Annotated in this window: 14 protein-coding genes; 9 read left to right on the top strand and 5 right to left on the bottom strand. The window is 64.5% G+C overall.

Translation table 11 applies throughout. The features are described from left to right. Nucleotides 1-1,028 precede the first annotated feature (1,028 nt). Complete coding sequence (locus ABW18_RS20375; protein ID WP_049700811.1) at nucleotides 1,029-1,679, top strand: TetR/AcrR family transcriptional regulator; 651 nt, start codon at nucleotides 1,029-1,031, stop codon at nucleotides 1,677-1,679. Between the two features lie 198 nt (nucleotides 1,680-1,877). After that, entirely contained in the window at nucleotides 1,878-2,474 is a 597-nt protein-coding gene (locus ABW18_RS20370; RefSeq protein WP_049700810.1) for a thymidine kinase, read from the top strand. A 241-nt stretch (nucleotides 2,475-2,715) separates the two neighbouring features. Here ABW18_RS20370 and ABW18_RS20365 read toward each other — a convergent pair whose 3' ends face one another. Beyond that, on the bottom strand, nucleotides 2,716-3,375 hold the full coding sequence (locus ABW18_RS20365; RefSeq protein ID WP_152930157.1) for a CHAP domain-containing protein: 660 nt from the start codon (nucleotides 3,373-3,375) through the stop codon (nucleotides 2,716-2,718). A gap of 354 nt (nucleotides 3,376-3,729) precedes the next feature. On the opposite strand from ABW18_RS20365, the gene ABW18_RS20355 reads away from it, so the two are divergent. Both ABW18_RS20355 and ABW18_RS20350 read left to right on the top strand, forming a co-directional pair. Next, complete coding sequence (locus ABW18_RS20355; RefSeq protein ID WP_083444476.1) at nucleotides 3,730-5,103, top strand: HNH endonuclease; 1,374 nt, start codon at nucleotides 3,730-3,732, stop codon at nucleotides 5,101-5,103. A gap of 378 nt (nucleotides 5,104-5,481) precedes the next feature. Continuing rightward, nucleotides 5,482-5,871, top strand: coding sequence for a DUF5313 family protein (locus ABW18_RS20350; RefSeq protein ID WP_049700807.1), 390 nt, complete (start codon nucleotides 5,482-5,484; stop codon nucleotides 5,869-5,871). 287 nt (nucleotides 5,872-6,158) lie between these two features. Here the strand turns inward: ABW18_RS20350 and ABW18_RS20345 are convergent, their stop codons facing one another. After that, entirely contained in the window at nucleotides 6,159-6,647 is a 489-nt protein-coding gene (locus tag ABW18_RS20345) for an excalibur calcium-binding domain-containing protein (RefSeq protein ID WP_083444482.1), read from the bottom strand. Between the two features lie 237 nt (nucleotides 6,648-6,884). Here ABW18_RS20345 and ABW18_RS20340 point away from each other — a divergent pair, with 237 nt between their 5' ends. Both ABW18_RS20340 and ABW18_RS20335 read left to right on the top strand, forming a co-directional pair. Then, nucleotides 6,885-9,149 (top strand): hypothetical protein, encoded by a 2,265-nt coding sequence (locus ABW18_RS20340; protein WP_152930156.1) that lies wholly within the window; start codon nucleotides 6,885-6,887, stop codon nucleotides 9,147-9,149. A 9-nt stretch (nucleotides 9,150-9,158) separates the two neighbouring features. Beyond that, nucleotides 9,159-10,142, top strand: a complete 984-nt coding sequence (locus ABW18_RS20335; RefSeq protein WP_235434463.1) for a glycoside hydrolase family 26 protein — start codon at nucleotides 9,159-9,161, stop codon at nucleotides 10,140-10,142. A gap of 20 nt (nucleotides 10,143-10,162) precedes the next feature. Here ABW18_RS20335 and ABW18_RS20330 read toward each other — a convergent pair whose 3' ends face one another. Genes ABW18_RS20330 through ABW18_RS20320 form a run of 3 tightly spaced genes read right to left on the bottom strand, consistent with a single transcriptional unit; the run spans nucleotide 10,163 to nucleotide 14,336 of the window. Beyond that, entirely contained in the window at nucleotides 10,163-12,442 is a 2,280-nt protein-coding gene (locus ABW18_RS20330) for an acyltransferase family protein (protein WP_049700867.1), read from the bottom strand. Then, nucleotides 12,439-12,636, bottom strand: coding sequence for a hypothetical protein (locus ABW18_RS22815; protein WP_049700804.1), 198 nt, complete (start codon nucleotides 12,634-12,636; stop codon nucleotides 12,439-12,441). Before ABW18_RS22815 ends, ABW18_RS20330 begins: the two co-directional genes overlap by 4 nt. Beyond that, nucleotides 12,633-14,336: a glycosyltransferase family 2 protein gene (locus ABW18_RS20320; RefSeq protein WP_049700803.1), complete on the bottom strand. Its 1,704-nt coding sequence runs from the start codon at nucleotides 14,334-14,336 to the stop codon at nucleotides 12,633-12,635. Before ABW18_RS20320 ends, ABW18_RS22815 begins: the two co-directional genes overlap by 4 nt. Nucleotides 14,337-14,485: 149 nt before the next feature. Between ABW18_RS20320 and ABW18_RS20315 the strand changes: the two genes are divergently transcribed. The 3 genes from ABW18_RS20315 to ABW18_RS20305 all read left to right on the top strand — a co-directional run bounded on the left by ABW18_RS20315 (nucleotide 14,486) and on the right by ABW18_RS20305 (nucleotide 17,423). Next, complete coding sequence (locus ABW18_RS20315) at nucleotides 14,486-15,589, top strand: lipase family protein (protein WP_235434462.1); 1,104 nt, start codon at nucleotides 14,486-14,488, stop codon at nucleotides 15,587-15,589. 60 nt (nucleotides 15,590-15,649) lie between these two features. After that, on the top strand, nucleotides 15,650-16,429 hold the full coding sequence (locus ABW18_RS20310) for a hypothetical protein (RefSeq protein WP_049700802.1): 780 nt from the start codon (nucleotides 15,650-15,652) through the stop codon (nucleotides 16,427-16,429). A gap of 124 nt (nucleotides 16,430-16,553) precedes the next feature. Further along, a complete protein-coding gene (locus tag ABW18_RS20305; protein WP_049700801.1) occupies nucleotides 16,554-17,423 on the top strand; it encodes a 1,4-dihydroxy-2-naphthoate polyprenyltransferase in 870 nt (289 codons plus the stop codon). Nucleotides 17,424-17,743 lie beyond the last annotated feature (320 nt).

Below are 17,743 nucleotides of genomic sequence, written 5' to 3'. Positions count from 1 at the left end.
GTTGCTTAAGTTGTTCGTGCATGTAAACCGCACGTGTACGAAACGGTTGCTGGTGTGTAATTCATCTGATCGGACTACACACTGTTCGGCACGTCCTTCAGTCCTAGGGGTTCACGGTTGGGGCACCGACTTCATCGATCGGCATCTATTGCTTTCGGTAACTAGACGTAGTGGCGTAACCAGACGGATGTGCGGAAGCGTGGTCCGGACGACCAGCGAGTAGCCGCCGCGGCGTGCCAGCGTCGACATATCCGGCCGCAACTGCGTTGGGGTAACGGGACGTGCGCACGCGCGGGCAGAAGCATTCGGTGTGGCTTCTGATCCGCTCGGTACTGGAGTGGACCATGCGACTCGACGCTGGCCAGTCGACACGCGCAGGCACCAAGCGATCGGCCCGGATGCGATGTGCGACCTCCCGACGATCGTCAGCGCGGTGCCCCGCTGGCGTGAGTACACGTCGGGGTACGACGTTCTCACCTACGCCAGGACACTGATCGGCGGCACCGTCGCAGCGTTCAGCAAGCCGTGGACTCGACCTGCCCCTAACCCCCCATGCTTCCCCCGGTTTACACCGAAGCATGATTTCAACACCGTTCTGTGAACATCAGATGAAGAGATTTTCTTACGCGTACGACGCCACGCTGCGATCGATGCGAGAAACATAACCTGAGTCAACGCAGCACGCAATTCATACCTGTGAGTAAGGTAAGCGAGGTCACGCGCCAGCTCGGACCCGCAGTCCGATGACTAGCCCTGACCTGCGGACGAACGTGCCCGAGCGGATCGTCGACGCACGTCGGCTCAGACGAGACGAACTGTTCGAAACGTTCGGGTAGCGAATAGAGGAATCCGCACGATTTCGATTTACTGATTTTTCCTTTGCTTCCCGCACAAGGAATTGAACGTAACCAGCAAACGTTTAACCGCCACAGAGCGCCCGGCTCACCCCCACAGACGGTAGATGTCACCACCGCTCTGCCTCGGACCACGGCTGGCGGGCCCGCTTGGCTTGTGTGAATCTGGATTCAGTGACTGTCACACCGCAGCAACGCCGAGCAAGCATCGTCGACGCCGCCATCCGCATCCTGGATCGCGACGGCGCCGACGCGCTCAACATGCGGCTGCTCGCCGAGGAGATGGACCTGCGGCCGATGGCGGTCTACCACTACGTGAGCAGCAAGGCCGAGTTGCTGTCGATGGTCATTGCCGAGGTCACCAGCAGGGTGAAGTGGCACAGGCCTAGGGGCGGCCCGCGTGACCGCCTGCTAGCTCAGCTCTACGACACGTATGCGGGCCTAGCCGCGATCCCGTGGTTACCCGAGCTCCTTCATCAAGGCGCCAGCACGGGTGTGCCGCCGTACGCGATGATCGACGCCTTCATCTCCAACGCCAATGACATGGGACTGAACGACGAGCAGGCATACGACCTATGGCGGGCGGTGTGGTCGCTCATCGGGTTCGAGCTTCAGTGGCACGAAGTCAACCGCGCGTATGCCGAGAAGAAGTCGTGGCTGGAGACGATCGATCCGGGCACCGTCGAAGAGAAGTACCCTGCGCTTGCGCGCGTGCTTCCCGTGTGGAGTTCGTACGCGGCGAGCTACGACGTGCGGACGCACATCGCAGCTCTCGTCGACGGGACCATCGCGCGGTACGCGGGTGAAGCGTCGGACGACACTTGACGCCCGCGACTCACCCAGAGCGGACAGCCTCGATGTTCTGTAGTGAGGACAGACTCAGCATCGCGATCTGCGACTCGGCCGCCTCGGAGAGCTGTTCACCTTCGTATTTGACGGCGTCGTTGTAATACTTCTGCACGAGTGGTGCGGTCGGGCCGCGTCTGCAGCATCATGTGACGGTCGTCGTCTGGAGGTTGCACAATGGGTGAGCCGGGTCGTCTCGTCTTCTACTACGGTCCGATGGGCGCGGGCAAAACGACGCTCGCGCTGCAGACGCACTTCAATCAGGGCCAGCAGGGCCGAGTCGGTGTGCTGATGACCAAGCGCGACCGCTCGGGCCAGTCGCTGGTGACTAGCCGGATCGGACTTGTCGCCGACGCCGTGCTGGTCGACGACGACACAGACGTCTTTGCGCTCGTCGAGGGCTTCCCCAGTTCGCGAATAGACTACGTCGTCTGCGACGAGGCGCAGTTCATGAGCGTCGCGCAGGTCGATCAACTCGCGCGCATCGTCGACGAGAGCGGTCTCGACGTCTTCGCCTACGGACTCCTCACCGACTTCAGATCGAAGCTGTTCGACGGCGCTGCACGTCTCGTTGAGGTGGCAGACGAGATGCATCGGCTGCAAGCCGTCGTGCTGTGTTGGTGTGGCCGAACAGCATTCATGAACGCACGCATCGTCGACGGCGTGATGGTGCGGACCGGAGACGTGGTCGCCGTCGGTGATACCGCCGACGGGCCAATGCAGTACCGAGCGCTGTGCCGGCGGCATTTCGTGGAGGGCAGGGTGGCGAAGTGAGTCGAGTACGACACACACCGGGCACTAGTTTCGTGTAGACGGTGGTCTCGAACCCGTGGTTGCCGGTGATTCCGTACGCGGTATTGACGTCGGGTCGCGACTTAGTTGCCTTCAGCACATTCGCGTAGCTCCGATTGGCTCGGTTGCGGTCCCACATACACGTGGACGTCGACGTTTCTGCCGCTGTCACTCGGGTCAAATCCCCACCCGCGCACCTTGACTGCGCCAAAGCCGAGCGCCTTCACCTCGTCTTGGCTGCCGCGTGGGTGTGGATCACCGTGCGACAACCGAGAAGAACATTAATGCCGCCGCCGACATTGACCCCGCACAGACACACCGGCACGTTTCCCGATTTGCTCACGGCGAAGGTCGCGTCGAAGCTCTGGTTTCCAGGCACTCCGATCGTCGAATTGACGTCCGGGCGAGCACCATTCGCGACGAACAGATGTCCCTCGGTGTTCGGCGCACCCGCCTGTCCACCGACGTAAGCATGCACCTGAATGCTGTCGCCGGCATCGTCGCAGTCGAGTGCCCAACCTCGTATCCGCACCACTCCTGCACGCGGCGACGCCACTTCATCGATCGACCCGTTCGGATTGTTCGACGGTGGCGTCAGGTTCTTGGGACGCAGAAGACCGGTCAAGTAGGCCTTGCTCATCGATCCGATATGCGTGGCACCTGGATTCTGCGTCAGAATCTGCAACGACCCACCCTGGTCAGCGAGCACGATCGCGACATGACCCGCTCCCCCGGTACCGTTCGGCAATCCCGAACCCCACACCGCGACATCACCTTTCGCAGCCGGCGTCTGGTCCGAGCTTGTTGTAGTGCGACGACGGCGCGCTCCCGTACAACTGGGCCGCGTACGCCACTCCCACCTGTTCACCCTTCGTCTTTGCACTCCGACCTCTGAGCGTTGAACCCAGCCGGATCAGAGTCGGCGTGCACACCGTTGCTTCGTCGTGAACACCGGCGACCTCGAAGCCCGATGAACCAATGACCGACGGTTTTCGCCGCTGCGTCGCATTGCCGCTCGTGAGCGCATTCTGCTGATACGACGTCGCGCAGTGGACCGTACGCACTCCTCCACGTTCGCTTTGGTCCGGCGCGAGCGAGTGCTCGAACTACGGCACGTAATTGGTCGCCTATACCACTCGCCACCGACAACTTCGCCGCCTGAAGCTGAGTTATCCACAGGCCTTCTACCAGCAAAAATAACCCTTGATTCGAACGTTCATTCGTGTACCTTGGAGCCATGCCCGATTCGTCGCCAATCGCCGTTTTAACCGACTCCGTTCTTGCCGACTCCGTTCTCGCCGACCCTGTTTCCACCCACTCTGTTTCCGCCGCGCTGCGCGACGCTATTGCCGTGGTTCGCGATGCCGTGAGCGCCGACCATGACGACGCCGCTCTCGCCTGCGACACCATCCGCGCGTTGGTCGAATTGCGCAACGTCACCGAGCACCAGCTCGCCGCACATTCGGCCACGCTATGTAGGCTCGGCGTCGATAAACGCCAGGGCCGCAGGATGACTGAACTATTGGGCGAACTCGGAGTGGCTCCCGCCGACGCGCACCGATGGGTACGCATAGGTCGGGCGCTCGGCAGCCTCGGCACTGTCGACGGGTTCTCCGCAGACGGCGCGTTCTCGTCGGCACATGTCGACGCCATAGTGCGCGGACTAGCCCATATCGAGCAACGCAGCGCCACCCCCATCGATAGCGACGAGCGGCGGCAGTTCGCATCTTCGCTTGCCGCTCAAGCATTCTCGACTACAACCCCAGCCGACATCTTTGAGTACGCCCGCACAGTCGGCAATATCCGATCCGACGACACCGGCGGTCTGCCAGCCGCCGAAGACCGTTGCATCAACTCGGTGACCACCACCAAAGTCGACGGCCGACTCCGCGTCAAAGCCGATCTCGACGCCGTCGTCGGCGAGAAACTGATGACCGCTATCGACAAGTTCTCGGCGCCGCAACCGCAACCCGACGGGTCGCACGACCCGCGCGGCCCCGAACGCCGTTGCGCCGACGCGCTCGAGATCATCCTTGATCTCGCCGCCAACGGCGCGGCCACCGACGCATCGTCGAACATCAACGGCGACAACGTGATCAGTCAACCGTTCGCCGGCCTGGCCTCCCCCACACAACTCGGATTGACCATTCCCGCAGCAACCCCCGAGCTGTCGACGCTGCCGTTCATGGGCGCAGTCACCGAAGCCACCGCCCGACGTCTTGCCTGCGACGCCGACGTCACCGTCATGATCACCGACGGCGAAGAAGTCCCACTGGCAGTCGGCCGCACCAAACGCCTCTTCACCCGCACCCAACGCCGAGCGCTGAAGAAGCGCGACCACTGCTGCATCAAATGCGGGGCACCCGCCTCATGGACTCGCGCTCACCACATCACGCACTGGGCCGACGGCGGCGACACCGACCTCGACAACGGCTGCCTGCTGTGCAGTTCGTGCCACGACGACGTGCACCACCGCGGCTGGGACGTGGTCATGGGCCACGACCGCCACCCCTGGCTCATTCCACCGACCACCGTCGACCCCCAACGCAGACCGATCATGTCCTACCACCGACGCACCATGAACCTCGACAACCTGCCCGCCGCGGCATGACCGAGCCTGACATGAGCGAGACCGGCGTCATCCGACCCAGCACGATCCATCTGACCCTGGCCCACCGCCACCACTGACCCGACACCGCCCTCAGAGACCACACACCTCCGCACCCGAGACCACAACCCTGCGCACCCGCATCGCGGGACCGCGCACGAACCTTGAGAACTCCATACTTCTGCGCGGCAACACGCGGGGCAGCCTTCCGACACGCGGCTGGCTGCCCCACGAGGCTTTGCCGCAACACCGAGCGCTACCCGGGGCTTCACGCTTCACTCCGCGCATACGTCGTACGTCACAACACCTCGACGACGTCCGGTATGTGCGTTCGCGTAGAATTCAGTAGCACGCGATTGAATTTCGAGAAGGGCGCAAACCATGGCAGACACCGCGGCTCGACCAAGGGGCTGGCAGTACGTCCGCTATTGCTATGGCGCAGTGTTGCCGGACTCCATGCGTGCGTGGGTCGCCAACGACCTGGCAGGCAAGGGCGCCCCGATGCGCATGGTGGTCCGCTGGGCCATTCCCTGCATCATCCTGATGCTGCCGATGCTCTTCGTTCCTGCCGACTGGGGCGTCCGGTTCATCATGTTCTCGCCGATCCCCATCGCGTACATCTTCTTCTCGATCGCCCTGAACGTCATCTACCGCAGGCATCGACTCGAGCAGCACGGATTGAATCCCGATCTGGTCAAGCACAACGAGCGGGTTCGCAACGCCGACCTGTACGACGAGTACCACCGGAAGTACCGCGGCAGCGCTCGATAGATCCGCTTCGCCTAAGCGTTCACACTTCGGCGACTTCCGTCGTGGCCGATGCCGCGCCTGCGGCGAGATCAGTGAAGGCCCGCTACGTCAGGTCGCCCAGATCTCGACCGGCAACACCACGTCGTCGCGTCGGCTCACATGGGCACCATTCTGGTGCTCGTCTTCTCCTGAGTGGCGGCACGCTCAACCTCGCGTGCATCCCCTCGCCCCCACGACTCGAAATCCGAACTGCCGCAGAACAAACTAGCCCGACCGATCATCGGGAGCCTGGTCGTCAGCTAGCCGATCTACTCGCAGGCAACCCCGTCGCCGTCACGATCGAGACTCGACGAGTAGCCCGGCTGTCCCTCGTACAACGGAGCCGCGCCGGCCGCTCGCGCTGCCGAGCAGCTTCCGTAAGACGCGCTACCGGCCCCGGAATCGGAGTTCGCGGTTGGCGTCGTGGTCCTCGGCCCCAGCAGTCCGCGCGGCGTATTGGCCGAATCGTCGGTCTGATCGGCGACCTCGGTGGTGGTCTCCGTCGGAGATGGCGTGACTGTTGTGGTGCGCCAAACAGTCTCGTTCGACGCCGCCGTGGTGGTCTCGGTCAGCGTCGTCGTCGACGTCACGGTCGGTGCCGCCTGCGTGCTGTCGCCACCACCACCGAGCGCCGCACCGATACCGCAACTGGCCATCATGAGAAACAACGCCCCGACGCCTCCCCCGACAATCGCCTTGCGACTGATCTTCGACGACTGCCCCGTAGGAGCAGGTTGATAGGGATAGCGTCCGGTCATGGTCACCGCCTGTGATCGACAATAAGGCCTGCACAGTCTGCGCCCCACGGCGGCCGCCAACGCGTCCGATGGCGAGGTTCGACCGTTCGGACTACGCCACCCGGACTAGTGGCTGCGGCCGCCGTCCGCGACAGGAAAGGTCCTGTCGCGGAACTCACCTCGGGAACGATGCACGCGGAAAGTCGCGTCGTCCGAACGACATACTCGGCCAGGCGGGAGGTGGGACAATTCCCTTTCATGGCCGACGATGACCGGGCTCCCGAACCGTTCGTGCTCCTGACCCACGGGGTCAGCGGAACCGAATCTGCAGTCATCCTCGACAGCGCGCGGGTCGTCGAAGTCCCCGGCGAGGGATTCAAGGGCGTCTTCACGACATATCCCGAACGACCAGCCCACGTCCGACGCCCCCGTAACCGTGTGGCGTACCGGTGGGGAAACATGACCTCCGGCATGGCAATACAGGCAATCTGGGCACTCTTCGGCCCCTTCGCACTGGTCAATGTTGCGGGGTGGATGTATCCGAAAGCCGCACAGGACAACCCGATCGCGCAGAGCTGCGTCGTCGTGCTGCGTGCACTGCTACGACTACTCGGACTTGCCCTGACTGTCACGATGATTGCGCAGTTGACATTCCTGATCGACGGCGTGCTGTTTCGCCGGATGCACGACGGCGCCTGGCGCGACTGGGCAGTCCTCGGCTGCCTCGTCGCAATCTTCCTCGTCGGCGGCTTCGTCAGTCTGTACGGCGACAACGACAAAGACGTGGACGCGCCAACTGACTCGGCGCCCACTGATTCCGTGCCCACTGATTCCGTGCCCGCGGATTCGGCGCCCACCAACCCAGCGCGTTTCAACGAATCGCCCTCAGCCACCGACCCCGCCGAGGTTCCGCTCATTGCGACCGATGCGTTCGTCTCGCCATCGGACGGCAGGGCAACGGTGTTGATCACCACACACGCCGTTGCCGGAATCTGCACTGCCACAATTGTGTTGGGCGACCACACCGTACCGCGCGTGATCTGGGGACTCGTCGTCGCCATGCTCGCCGCGGTCGTCGTGGCCACAGCTCTGTGCGTCGACCCTCGCGCGACATCGACGCCCGAACCGTGGACGAAGGCATTCGTGTCGTGGCCTGCGGTGCTCTGGGTCGTCGCATCGTCGACGCTTCTCGTCGTGACGAACTTCGCCGCGAAGCCACAGCACATCGTCGGCGATGCCATTACCTGGTTGTTCTGGCTCGACGCCGCGCTGGTCGGCGCAGCCATTCTCGCGACCGTCGGCGCGCTGGTGCTACCGCACAATCTGAAGACGTGGTGGGGTGCTCGCGAAGAGCCGTCGACGCCCTGGCTCAACGGGCTACACGCTCCTCTCGTCGCTGCGATCGGCGTGCTGTGGGGAGTCGGGCTGGGCGTCGGGTTCACCCGACTGGCCGCGCTCGTTATCGATCACAACAAACCCGATCATGAGAACCCGGTGCCGTTGCCCGACTCGTACGCCAGTACTGCCTGGATGTGGGGAGTTACCGTCCTCATCTGGGGTCTGGTAACCGCCGCGTTTCTGGGCGGGGTAATCGTCGTCGACGGTCGAGCACGAGCGAAACTTGCTGGTCCACAACTGGCCGATCTCAAGTTGCTCGACACGTCGCCACGACGCTCCTTCGGCCGGCGCATCAGGTGGGGCGTGGCCTCCGCAAAGCTCCGCATCCCGGTCTGCGTTGGCACACTCGCTCTCTGCGCGATGATCGCGGGCATCGTGGCCACCGCCAGCACCAGCCTTGTCCGCCGCGGCGAAGGTCTGCAGTGGGTCGGCATCGGCGCACTCGGTCTGGTCGGTCTGCTGCTTCTGCGTGCGATGTTCAACGCCGCACAGAAACCACGAAAGGCGGGCCGATCCCTGGGCGTGCTGTGGGACCTCGCATCCTTCTGGCCCCGCGAGGCACATCCACTCGTGCCACCCGCGTACGCACCGCGCGCGATTCGCGATCTGGAACGATTCCTGAGCACGAGACCTCATCGGCGGTTGATCCTGGCCGCGCACAGCCAGGGCTCAATGATCATGTACGCCCTCGCGTACCGCATCACACGGGAGCAAGGCCCGGAACGCACACGGCTCTCGCTGCTGACGTACGGCTCGCAACTGGGGTGGGCTTACGGCAGAGCATTCCCCGCGGCATTGAGCCATAACACCCACGCGACGCTCCGACGCGCATTGGGCGGCAGATGGATCAACCTCGTCCGCTTCACCGACTACATCGGCGATGGCGTGGTCAGCTACACCGAGGGCGGCGAACTGAAGCGCTACGACAACGGATCCGTTGTTCCACAAGAAGTGTTCAGCGGGTGCTATCTGGTCAGAGAGAATGGTCGCATCGTCGAAGCCTGGCTTCCCGATCCATCACCCGACGACTATCCCCACGACGCGGTCCACCAGCACTCGGCGTACACGTCGGACATCACGTGGGACGTCTGGATCAAGAAGCTCGACCCTGGGCCTGGGGCCTAACATTGCGGGGTGCCCCCGATACCGCTGCCCCGACGCAACATCTTGCGTCTGGCCGCGCTGGGTGGACTCGCCGCCGTGGCGGCGTGCACCTCCACACCTGAACAGCCGACATCGCCTACCTCGCAGCGACAGTGGGGCGCATTCATTCCCGAGGTCCTCCCCCGCGAGGGCGTGGCGTCGACGCCGATCGCGCGACTCACCGAATTGGCGGGCAGGGCCCCGCGCTATCTGCACCGGTTCGTCTCCTTCGGCGACTCACTACCCACCGCAGACCTCGACGCCATCGCGGCGTCGGGTGCGGTTCCGCTACTGAGCCTGGAGCCTTGGGACCCGGGCGGCGGCACTGTGCAGCCGCTTTTCTCGTTGGCACGCATCGCGTCCGGAGTGTTCGACGGCGAACTGCGCAAATGGGCGTCGAGCCTGACCTCGTGGGGCAAACCGGTCCTGCTGCGCTTCGCGCAGGAGATGAACGGCACCTGGTATCCGTGGTCGATCGGCGTCAGCGGCAACACCGCGGAACAGTATCGGGCAGCGTGGCTCCGGATGCACTCGATCTTCGACGACGCGCACGCCGACAACGTTCGTTTCGTCTGGGCACCCAACGTACTCACCGCTGGCACAACCGATTTCACGTCTGCGTTTCCCGGCCACGACCACGTCGACTACCTCGGCCTCGACGGATACAACTGGGGCGACGGTTCCGGACATCGATGGCAGTGGCCCGAGGAACTGTTCCCCGACAGCCTGAGCACTCTGGCCCGCCTCGATTCCGACCGCCCGATCCTCATCACCGAGGCGGCGAGCACCGACGGAACGACACCTGACGCGAAGGCCGACTGGATACGACGCTTTTTCGGCATCGTCGAAGCCACCGATCGCCTCGAGGCAGCACTGTGGTTCCAGGTCGACAAGGAACGTGACTGGCGATTCAACTCGACGCCACAGAGCCTCAACGCTTTTCGCGAGGCCATTGCCAAACTCCAGCGCACCTAGCCGGCGGTGCCGTGGGGCACTCAGCGGGCCGTGTAGTCGAATCGCTGCTCGTCGAGTCTGCTGACGAGCGCAGGCTCGAGAACCGTTGCGGCCGTGTTCGTCAGGTGTGAGTCGTCGCGGTAGAACATGATCTTGTTGCGCGCCGGGAAGCACGTATTGCCTTCGCACAGCAGGTCATTGACACCGATCGAGGTGATGTCGGTGTCCTTGCCACGCGCCTGGGCGTCGAGTATCGGCTCGATGCGGATGAAGCCGTCGAGTCCGAAATCGCACCTGTGCCAGTTGTCCAGCGCACCCGACATGCAGTCGGCGATCTGGAATCCCGGATACGGTGTGTCCTCGATGTACACCAGGCGTGCGCCGGTGGCGCGGAGTCTCGCGAGCGTGCGGTCCCACGCCTCCTGCGACGATGGGTAATCAGGAACGTAGGTCGACAGCGACGAGATGATGATGATCTTCGGGTGGAGTTCGTCGATCGCATCGAGGGAGGACGAACGCCAGTCGAGACAGTCCTGCTTGTTGAACGGATCCTGCTGGCGCGGTCGAGGAGTGAGATCCTGTGCGGGACAGGCGGCCTTGGTGAACTGGTGTATCTGCCAGCCGTGCGCATCACCGATGCTGCGGAGGGCCTCAGACCACTGCTCGGCGTGGCTGTCACCGAAAAGCGCCACCGGAATACCATCCGCGCGCCCGAAGACGCACGACCGCGTGGGGTTCTGCTGCCCTACCGGCACAAGACATTCGGTGGGCGATGGCCTGTCGTCGTATGCCTGGAACGGGTTGGGCGTCACCGGCCCACTCATCGTCGAGCGCGCCTGGCCGAACACGGCGTCGTAGTTCAACGACGCGTGCGCGACGGTGTCGCGGCTCGCCGCCTTCACCACGAGGACACCGGCAGTCAGCGACACCGACAGCGCGACGACCAGTCCGGTGAGTCCGACAGAGATCGACGCCGACGCGTTGCGGCGGAGTTCGGCGTTGGCGATGATCGGTTCCTCGAAGTACAGCGTCGACAACGTCGCTATCGCAAGCGATCCCACCGAAACGGCCACCAGCACCGGCCATGAGCGGATGCCGGTCTGCGCCTCGAAGATGACGAGCACGGGCCAGTGCCACAGGTACCACGAATACGACACACGCCCGAGAAAGCGCAGCGGCGCAAGCGACAGCAGACTGCCGACGAGCGGCAGACCCGTACCGGCGAGCTGTCCCGAGACGATGACGAGTCCTGCCGACAGGGTCGGCAGTAGTGCCGCGGTTCCGGGATAGGGCGTGCGCGAATCGATCAGCACACACGCCGCGACGATGCCCGCGAAACCCGCCCAGCCGAGCACGACGGCGAGCAGCGTTACGGCGGGGTGGTCTCGACAAGCTCGACCAGCGGTAGCGGCATCTCGACCAGCGGTAGGGGCATCTCGACCGGCGGCGGGTGGTCTCGACAAGCTCGACCAGCGAGCACGGACGCCTCCACCAGCGGTACGGGCGTCTCGACCAGCGGTAGGGGCGTCTCCACCAGCGGTAGGGGCGTCTCCACCAGCGGTAGGGGCGCCTCGACCAGCTCGACCGGCGAGGGTGGCGAGCCACGGCGATGCGACGGCGATGAGGGCGCCCACGCCGAACTGCCAGATGCGGGTCTGCGTCGCCATGTAGGCGTACGCGGGGTCGGCCGCGGTGGTCTGGATGCACCAGACGAGCGAGACCACCGTGATCACACCGACGACCACGCCGATCGAGACTCGGGGCGAAAGACGTCGGCGCAGAGCGGTTCTCGACACCGCAACAGCCGCGGCAAAGATGATCAACGGCCAGCCGAGGTAGATCTGCTCCTCGATCGACAGTGACCAGAAGTGCGTCGCGAGGCTGCCGTCTATCGCACCCGAGAGGTAGTCGGCGTTCTGCGCGATGAAGTGCCAGTTGGCTACGTTCGCTGCCGCGGCGAGGAGATCGAGCGACTGCTTGAACACCTTCAGTAGCGGCATCGTGATGATGGCGGCCACGAGCGAGACGACGATCACCAATGAGGCCGCCGGAATGATGCGGCGGCAGCGTCGAGCATAGAAGCCCTTGAAAGACACCGTCTTTGTCTGCTCGAACTCGTTGACGAGCAGCCGGGTGATGAGGAATCCGGAGATGACGAAGAAGATGTCGACACCCACGAATCCGCCAGGGATAAACGGGATACGCGAGTGAAACGCCACGACGACAAGCACCGCGATGCCGCGCAGACCCGCGATGTCATCGAAGAACTGTCGCTTGGGAACCGCGGGGGTGGCAGGCGCGAGGATGTCGGTCAGTCTCACGTCGACCACGGGAGCATGATGTCGAAGACGCCCATCGCGAGCACCCCGATGAAGACAATCGCGAGCGTGTAGCCGACCACCTCGAACACAGTGATGCGGTTCCAATTGGGTTCGGTGGGGCGGCGTTCCGTCACCTCGGGCCGCTCAGGAGAGCGACGCTGAGGAGCCTGCGGCCCGAACTCGGGTTCACTCATGCCGCGCGCTCCGTGACGTCGGACGCGTCAGCAGTCGCGGTGGCAGCGCCTATCTCGTCGGACACCTTCGATGATGCACGCTGATGTGAGATGAGTATCTTGATGAACTCGGATAGCAGCGGCAGGGCGAGATAGGTGTAGGCCCCCACGAATCCGACGAGCATGAAGAATTCCCAGAGCCCGTATTCGCGCACGTCACGCACGAGGAGAACCCAGAAGAGCGCGAGTGATCCGCCGAGTGCGACAACTCCGAGCAGACTGATCGACCGCGCAAGTGAATTCGTCTTTCCGACAACGCTTGTGGGTACCCAACTCTTCTCGCGTCCGGTGAGCTTGTGCCAGATGGCAACCGTATGCGCGAAGCTGTACGCCATCTGAATTCGGAGCACCTCGAATCGCCACCTGCTGCGCGACACCAACGGAAAAAGAACCACGTACACCCACAGTCCCAGCAGGAACGGAACGAGTTGCGCCGGATGCACATCGGCCGGATAGAACGCGACCATCACGATCCCCGGAATGAACAGCATGAAGACGTTCATGGCAGTCGTCAGGTAATAGAACACACCTGCCAAGGCCGCGAGGCGCTGCCGGATCGTCGGACGGACGGGAGCCGTGGTCAGCGCCGGATTCGGGAGGCGCGACAGCGATCCCATGCACCAGCGGTACTGCTGGTTGAGGAATCCGGCGAGATCCGCGGGACACAACCCCCGCGAGAGCACCACCGGGACGTAGCTCACCCGGTAACCGGCCTGCTGCAGATGCCGGCCCGTGTGCAGATCCTCGCTGTGGTCGATCGGCGCAAACCCGCCAACGGCCTCGAGTGCCGACCGCCGATACACCGCAGAGGTGCCAACACACGTCGCCGCATCGAAGCCGTCGCGTGACGGCAGCACCCAGCGGTAGAAGAATTCCTGCGTCGCCCCCGCAGTCCGCTGAATCCAGTTCATTGATTCGGTGGTCGCGAACGTCTGCGGACTTTGCACCACCCCCACTCGCGGATCGTCGAGGTAGGGCACGAGATGCCAGAGAAAGTCGGGGCGCGGACAGAAGTCGGCGTCGAAGATCACGATGAGATGCCCGGAGCTGATGCCGAACGCGTGTCTGAGGTTTCCCGCCTTGCGTAGCTCACCGCGGTTGGGCCGGACGATGTAGGTGAAGCCGTACTCCTCGGCGAGGAATTCGACGCCTGGCCGCGCGGCGTCGTCGAGGACGTAGAACTTGATGCGGCTCCCCCACGACAGGCGCGAGACGTTCTCGTAGGTGTTGCGCAGAATGGCGAGACTTTCGCCGCACGTGGGCAGAAAGACGTCGACGCGTGGGTACCGGGCGTCGTCCGGCTCCCAGGTCGCCGCGAGTGTCTGGTGCGAACGCCACTGCACGCGGCGTCGGGCCATTCCGGTGCATGCTGCGAAGACCACACTCGCCGCGTTGAGCGCGAGCACGATCAGCGCGGGCCAGAGCAGCGGGTGAGCCGTCGCGAAGACGAACAACGACGCGCCCGCGAGGACGAACGCGGCAATCAGGAACAGCTGGACCCACCTCATCTGCGGACCGAGATAGGCGTAGACCTCGCCGTCGCGCGGAACCGTCACCACATTGGGGTCGCGCAGAGGTGTGGGCGGAGTGCCATGACGGCGCCGCGTTGCTGCCGCGTCGTCACGCGTGCTGATCTGCACTCCCACGCGAAACAGAATCATGGACGGGGCACCCCCGCGCAAGCAGACGGCACCGTGTTCGCACGACCCGCTAGATTCTCCGTGTGAGAAAAGCGTTGGTCTTCGCGTGCGCGTGCGTGGTCACGCTGTGCGTGGCTACTGCCTGCGGAAACGACGCATCACCTTCATCAGTGACGAAGACCACACAAGCACGCGGTGACGTGCTCACGACGTCGCCCGGCCTCAACTCGTGGACGGCAGCGCTCCCGCCGCACACCCGTGTCACCCGGTTGAACTACTCGTCGACGTCTGGAGTCGACGACTCGCAGACCGCGGTCACCGGGGCGGTGTTCGTCCCGGGTGGCTCATGGCCCGCCGGCGGGTGGCCACTGATCGCGTTCGCGCATGGCACGACGGGGCTCGCACGCGACTGCGGTCCGTCCGACCATCCGGACATGTTCGGCGAGGTCTCGCTGATCGGCTCGTTCGTCCGCGCCGGATACGCCGTGGTGACCGTCGACTACCAGGGGCTGAGCACCCGCGTCGACGCCCCGCCGCACCCCTACCTCGAGCCGCGCACCGCCGCATACAACGTGATCGACGGCGTACACGCTGCCCGCTCGGTCGAGCCGACGATCGGGGCGAAGTGGGTCGTCGTCGGCCCATCGCAGGGAGGCGCAGCGGCGTGGGCAACAGCCGAGCAGTACGGAAAGTACGAAAACTCAACGCAGACAGGCGAACTCGTCGGAGCCGTCGCAATGTCGCCGGTTCTGGACATGACCGGTTACGCCGACGCCGCAGCCGACGGCACACTCAACACCGCCCAGCGATTCCTTTATCCCCTGATCGTCGTCGGGGCGTCGCGGGCGGATTCGCGCATCGACCCCGGCACGTATCTGCCGGGACTCTCGACGCCCGACGTCGACGCCAGGATGTCTTGTGCCAGCGGTCGGACCGCTCTGGCCGCACAGTCGCACAGCCCCGACGCGCAGGCATTGGGCTCTGCGGCGGCGCAGGACTCATCAGACGCTACTGCGCTGCTTCGAAACACTTTGCAGCGCTTCGCGTTACCGTCGGCACGAACAGACGTGCCCATTCTCGCGCTTTACGGCAGCGCCGACGAGATCAACCCTGTGCACGTGACCGAGGCCGCACTTGCGCGAGCCTGCAGCGTCGGAGATAAAGTCGCGCGCGATCGGCGCGAAGGACTCGGACACTCGTTTGATCCGGGCCCCATTCTCGGCGAGTGGATTGGCGCGCGAATGCGTGGTTTGCACGTACAAAGCGACTGTTGACCGACGGGCCGCTATTGTGACCCTTCGGGGCGTGGGCGAGAAGATGGAGTGATTAGTCGCATGGGAAGTCTGCTGAAGCGAATCTGGGCTTCCGCACCGATCTGGGCCTGGGTGGTCATGATCGTCTGTGTTGTCGTGCTGATCGTCGGACTTGTGGTGTCGGGGAACCGCACAAGCGGCGTCAGTTCGACTGCGTCGAGCGGTACGCCATCGGATGCTGCGCCGTCGAGTACCGCACCGACTGCGACCCCGGCGACGGTCGCGTTCATGGACAGCGCGAAGTCGTCGCCCAAGACCCCCAAGACCATTGTGCTGCTCGGTGATGCAACGGGTGCCGATCAGCAGGGCTGGGCGCCGGCGCTCGGTTCGGCGATCAGTAAGGCACTCGACCGGCCGGTCGCCACCAAGTACTGGAACACCTCCACCGAGGCCTACGGACCCATGACCGGCCTCGGCGAGGGCACCAACGGTCCGATCGGTTACTGGAACGGAAGCACCGCGGGTAAGGGCCCCTCGTATGCGCAGGAGAACCTCGCGAAGCTGATCCGCCCCGAGGTCACACCCGATCTCATCCTGCTCAACTACGCGAGCTCACCCGATCAGGGCACGCCGCTCGCCGCGCAGGTCCAACCGTTGATCGATCAGCTCACCAAGAAGTATCCGAAGGCCAAGATCGCCGTCATCAAGCAGAGCGTCGAGGGCGCGTCGTCGGATCAGAGCGCCGGATACGCCGCCGCCATGGACGCCGAGGGCATCCAGGTCATCGACGTCCACGGCGCGTTCCCGTCCGACCAGGCGACCAAAGCTGTGCTCACCGCGTTCGGGTTGTCGAGCCAGTAGCCGGGTGCGCTCCTGTGACAAGCGGGTTGCTGTAGCGTGTGCCTGCTGTGACGAGTTCGCCGTGATCGGGCGCGTGGCCGGTGGTGCCCCGCGTCCGAGCTCACCGTCGGTCTAGGGTTCTAGGGTGGCAACCCCAAAGCAGTGGATCGCCGGGGCGCGACCCCGCACACTCCCCAACGCGATCGCACCCGTCGTCGCCGGTGTCGGCGCAGGCCTGCACATCGGCGGCGTGAACTGGTGGAAGGCTGCGCTGGCCGCAGTTGTCGCGATCGCGTTCATCATCGGCGTGAACTTCTCCAACGACTACTCCGACGGCATCCGTGGCACCGACGACGAGCGCGTCGGCCCGATGCGCCTCGTCGGCTCAGGCGCTGCATCACCGGAGTCGGTCAAGCGCGCGGCGTTCCTGTGCTTCGGGATCGGGGCCGTGTGCGGTCTGGTACTCGCCGCGACGACGGCCTGGTGGCTCGTGATCGTCGGAGCGATCTGTATCGCCGGGGCGTGGTTCTACACCGGAGGGTCGAAGCCGTACGGCTACATCGGACTCGGCGAGGTCGCGGTGTTCGTCTTCTTCGGGCTCGTCGCCGTGCTGGGGACCGAGTACGTCACCGTCGGGACCGTCGACTGGGTGGGACTGGCGTGCGCTGTCGGGGTCGGCTCGCTCTCGACGGCGGTGCTCGTGGTCAACAACCTGCGCGACATCCCCACCGACCGCGAGTCGGGCAAGAACACCCTGGCCGTGCGCATGGGCGACGCCGCAACCCGACGCTTCTACGGCGTGCTGCTGCTGGTTCCGCTCGTGATGAGCGTCGTGCTCGTCGCGGCCACCCCGTGGGCGTTGCTCGGGCTGCTCGCCGCTCCCCTGCTGTGGAAGGCATACCAGGCGGTCCGCGCGGGAGCCGTCGGCCCGGGACTCATTCCGTCGCTCGGCGCCACGGGCATGGCCATGCTCGCGTGGGCCGTGCTCACCGCCGTCGGGCTGGCGGTCGGGTAGCGGGCGGGGCGCGGGCTGTCGGGGTGCGCGCGGGCGGCCAGAGCCGCAGAAAACTACAGCCCATGGGCGGTGCACATGTACCGGTACAGGCGAGGCGCCCCAAAGCTGCAACTATCTGCGCGAGTCGAGCTGCTCGAAGAACTCGTCGGACGTCAGGATCGTCGTCGAGCAGCGACCCGGGGCCCGGACCCCGACCGGACCGCAGAAAACTACAGCCCATAGGCGGCGCGCATGTACCGGTACAGGCCAAGCGCCCCAAAGCTGCAACTATCTGCGCGAGTTGATCTGCGCGAAGAACTCGTCGGACGTCAGGATCGTCG

Source organism: Gordonia jacobaea, from assembly GCF_001186365.1.
In the GTDB taxonomy this organism is placed as follows: domain Bacteria; phylum Actinomycetota; class Actinomycetes; order Mycobacteriales; family Mycobacteriaceae; genus Gordonia; species Gordonia jacobaea.
This window is presented reverse-complemented; position numbering and strand designations above follow the sequence as displayed.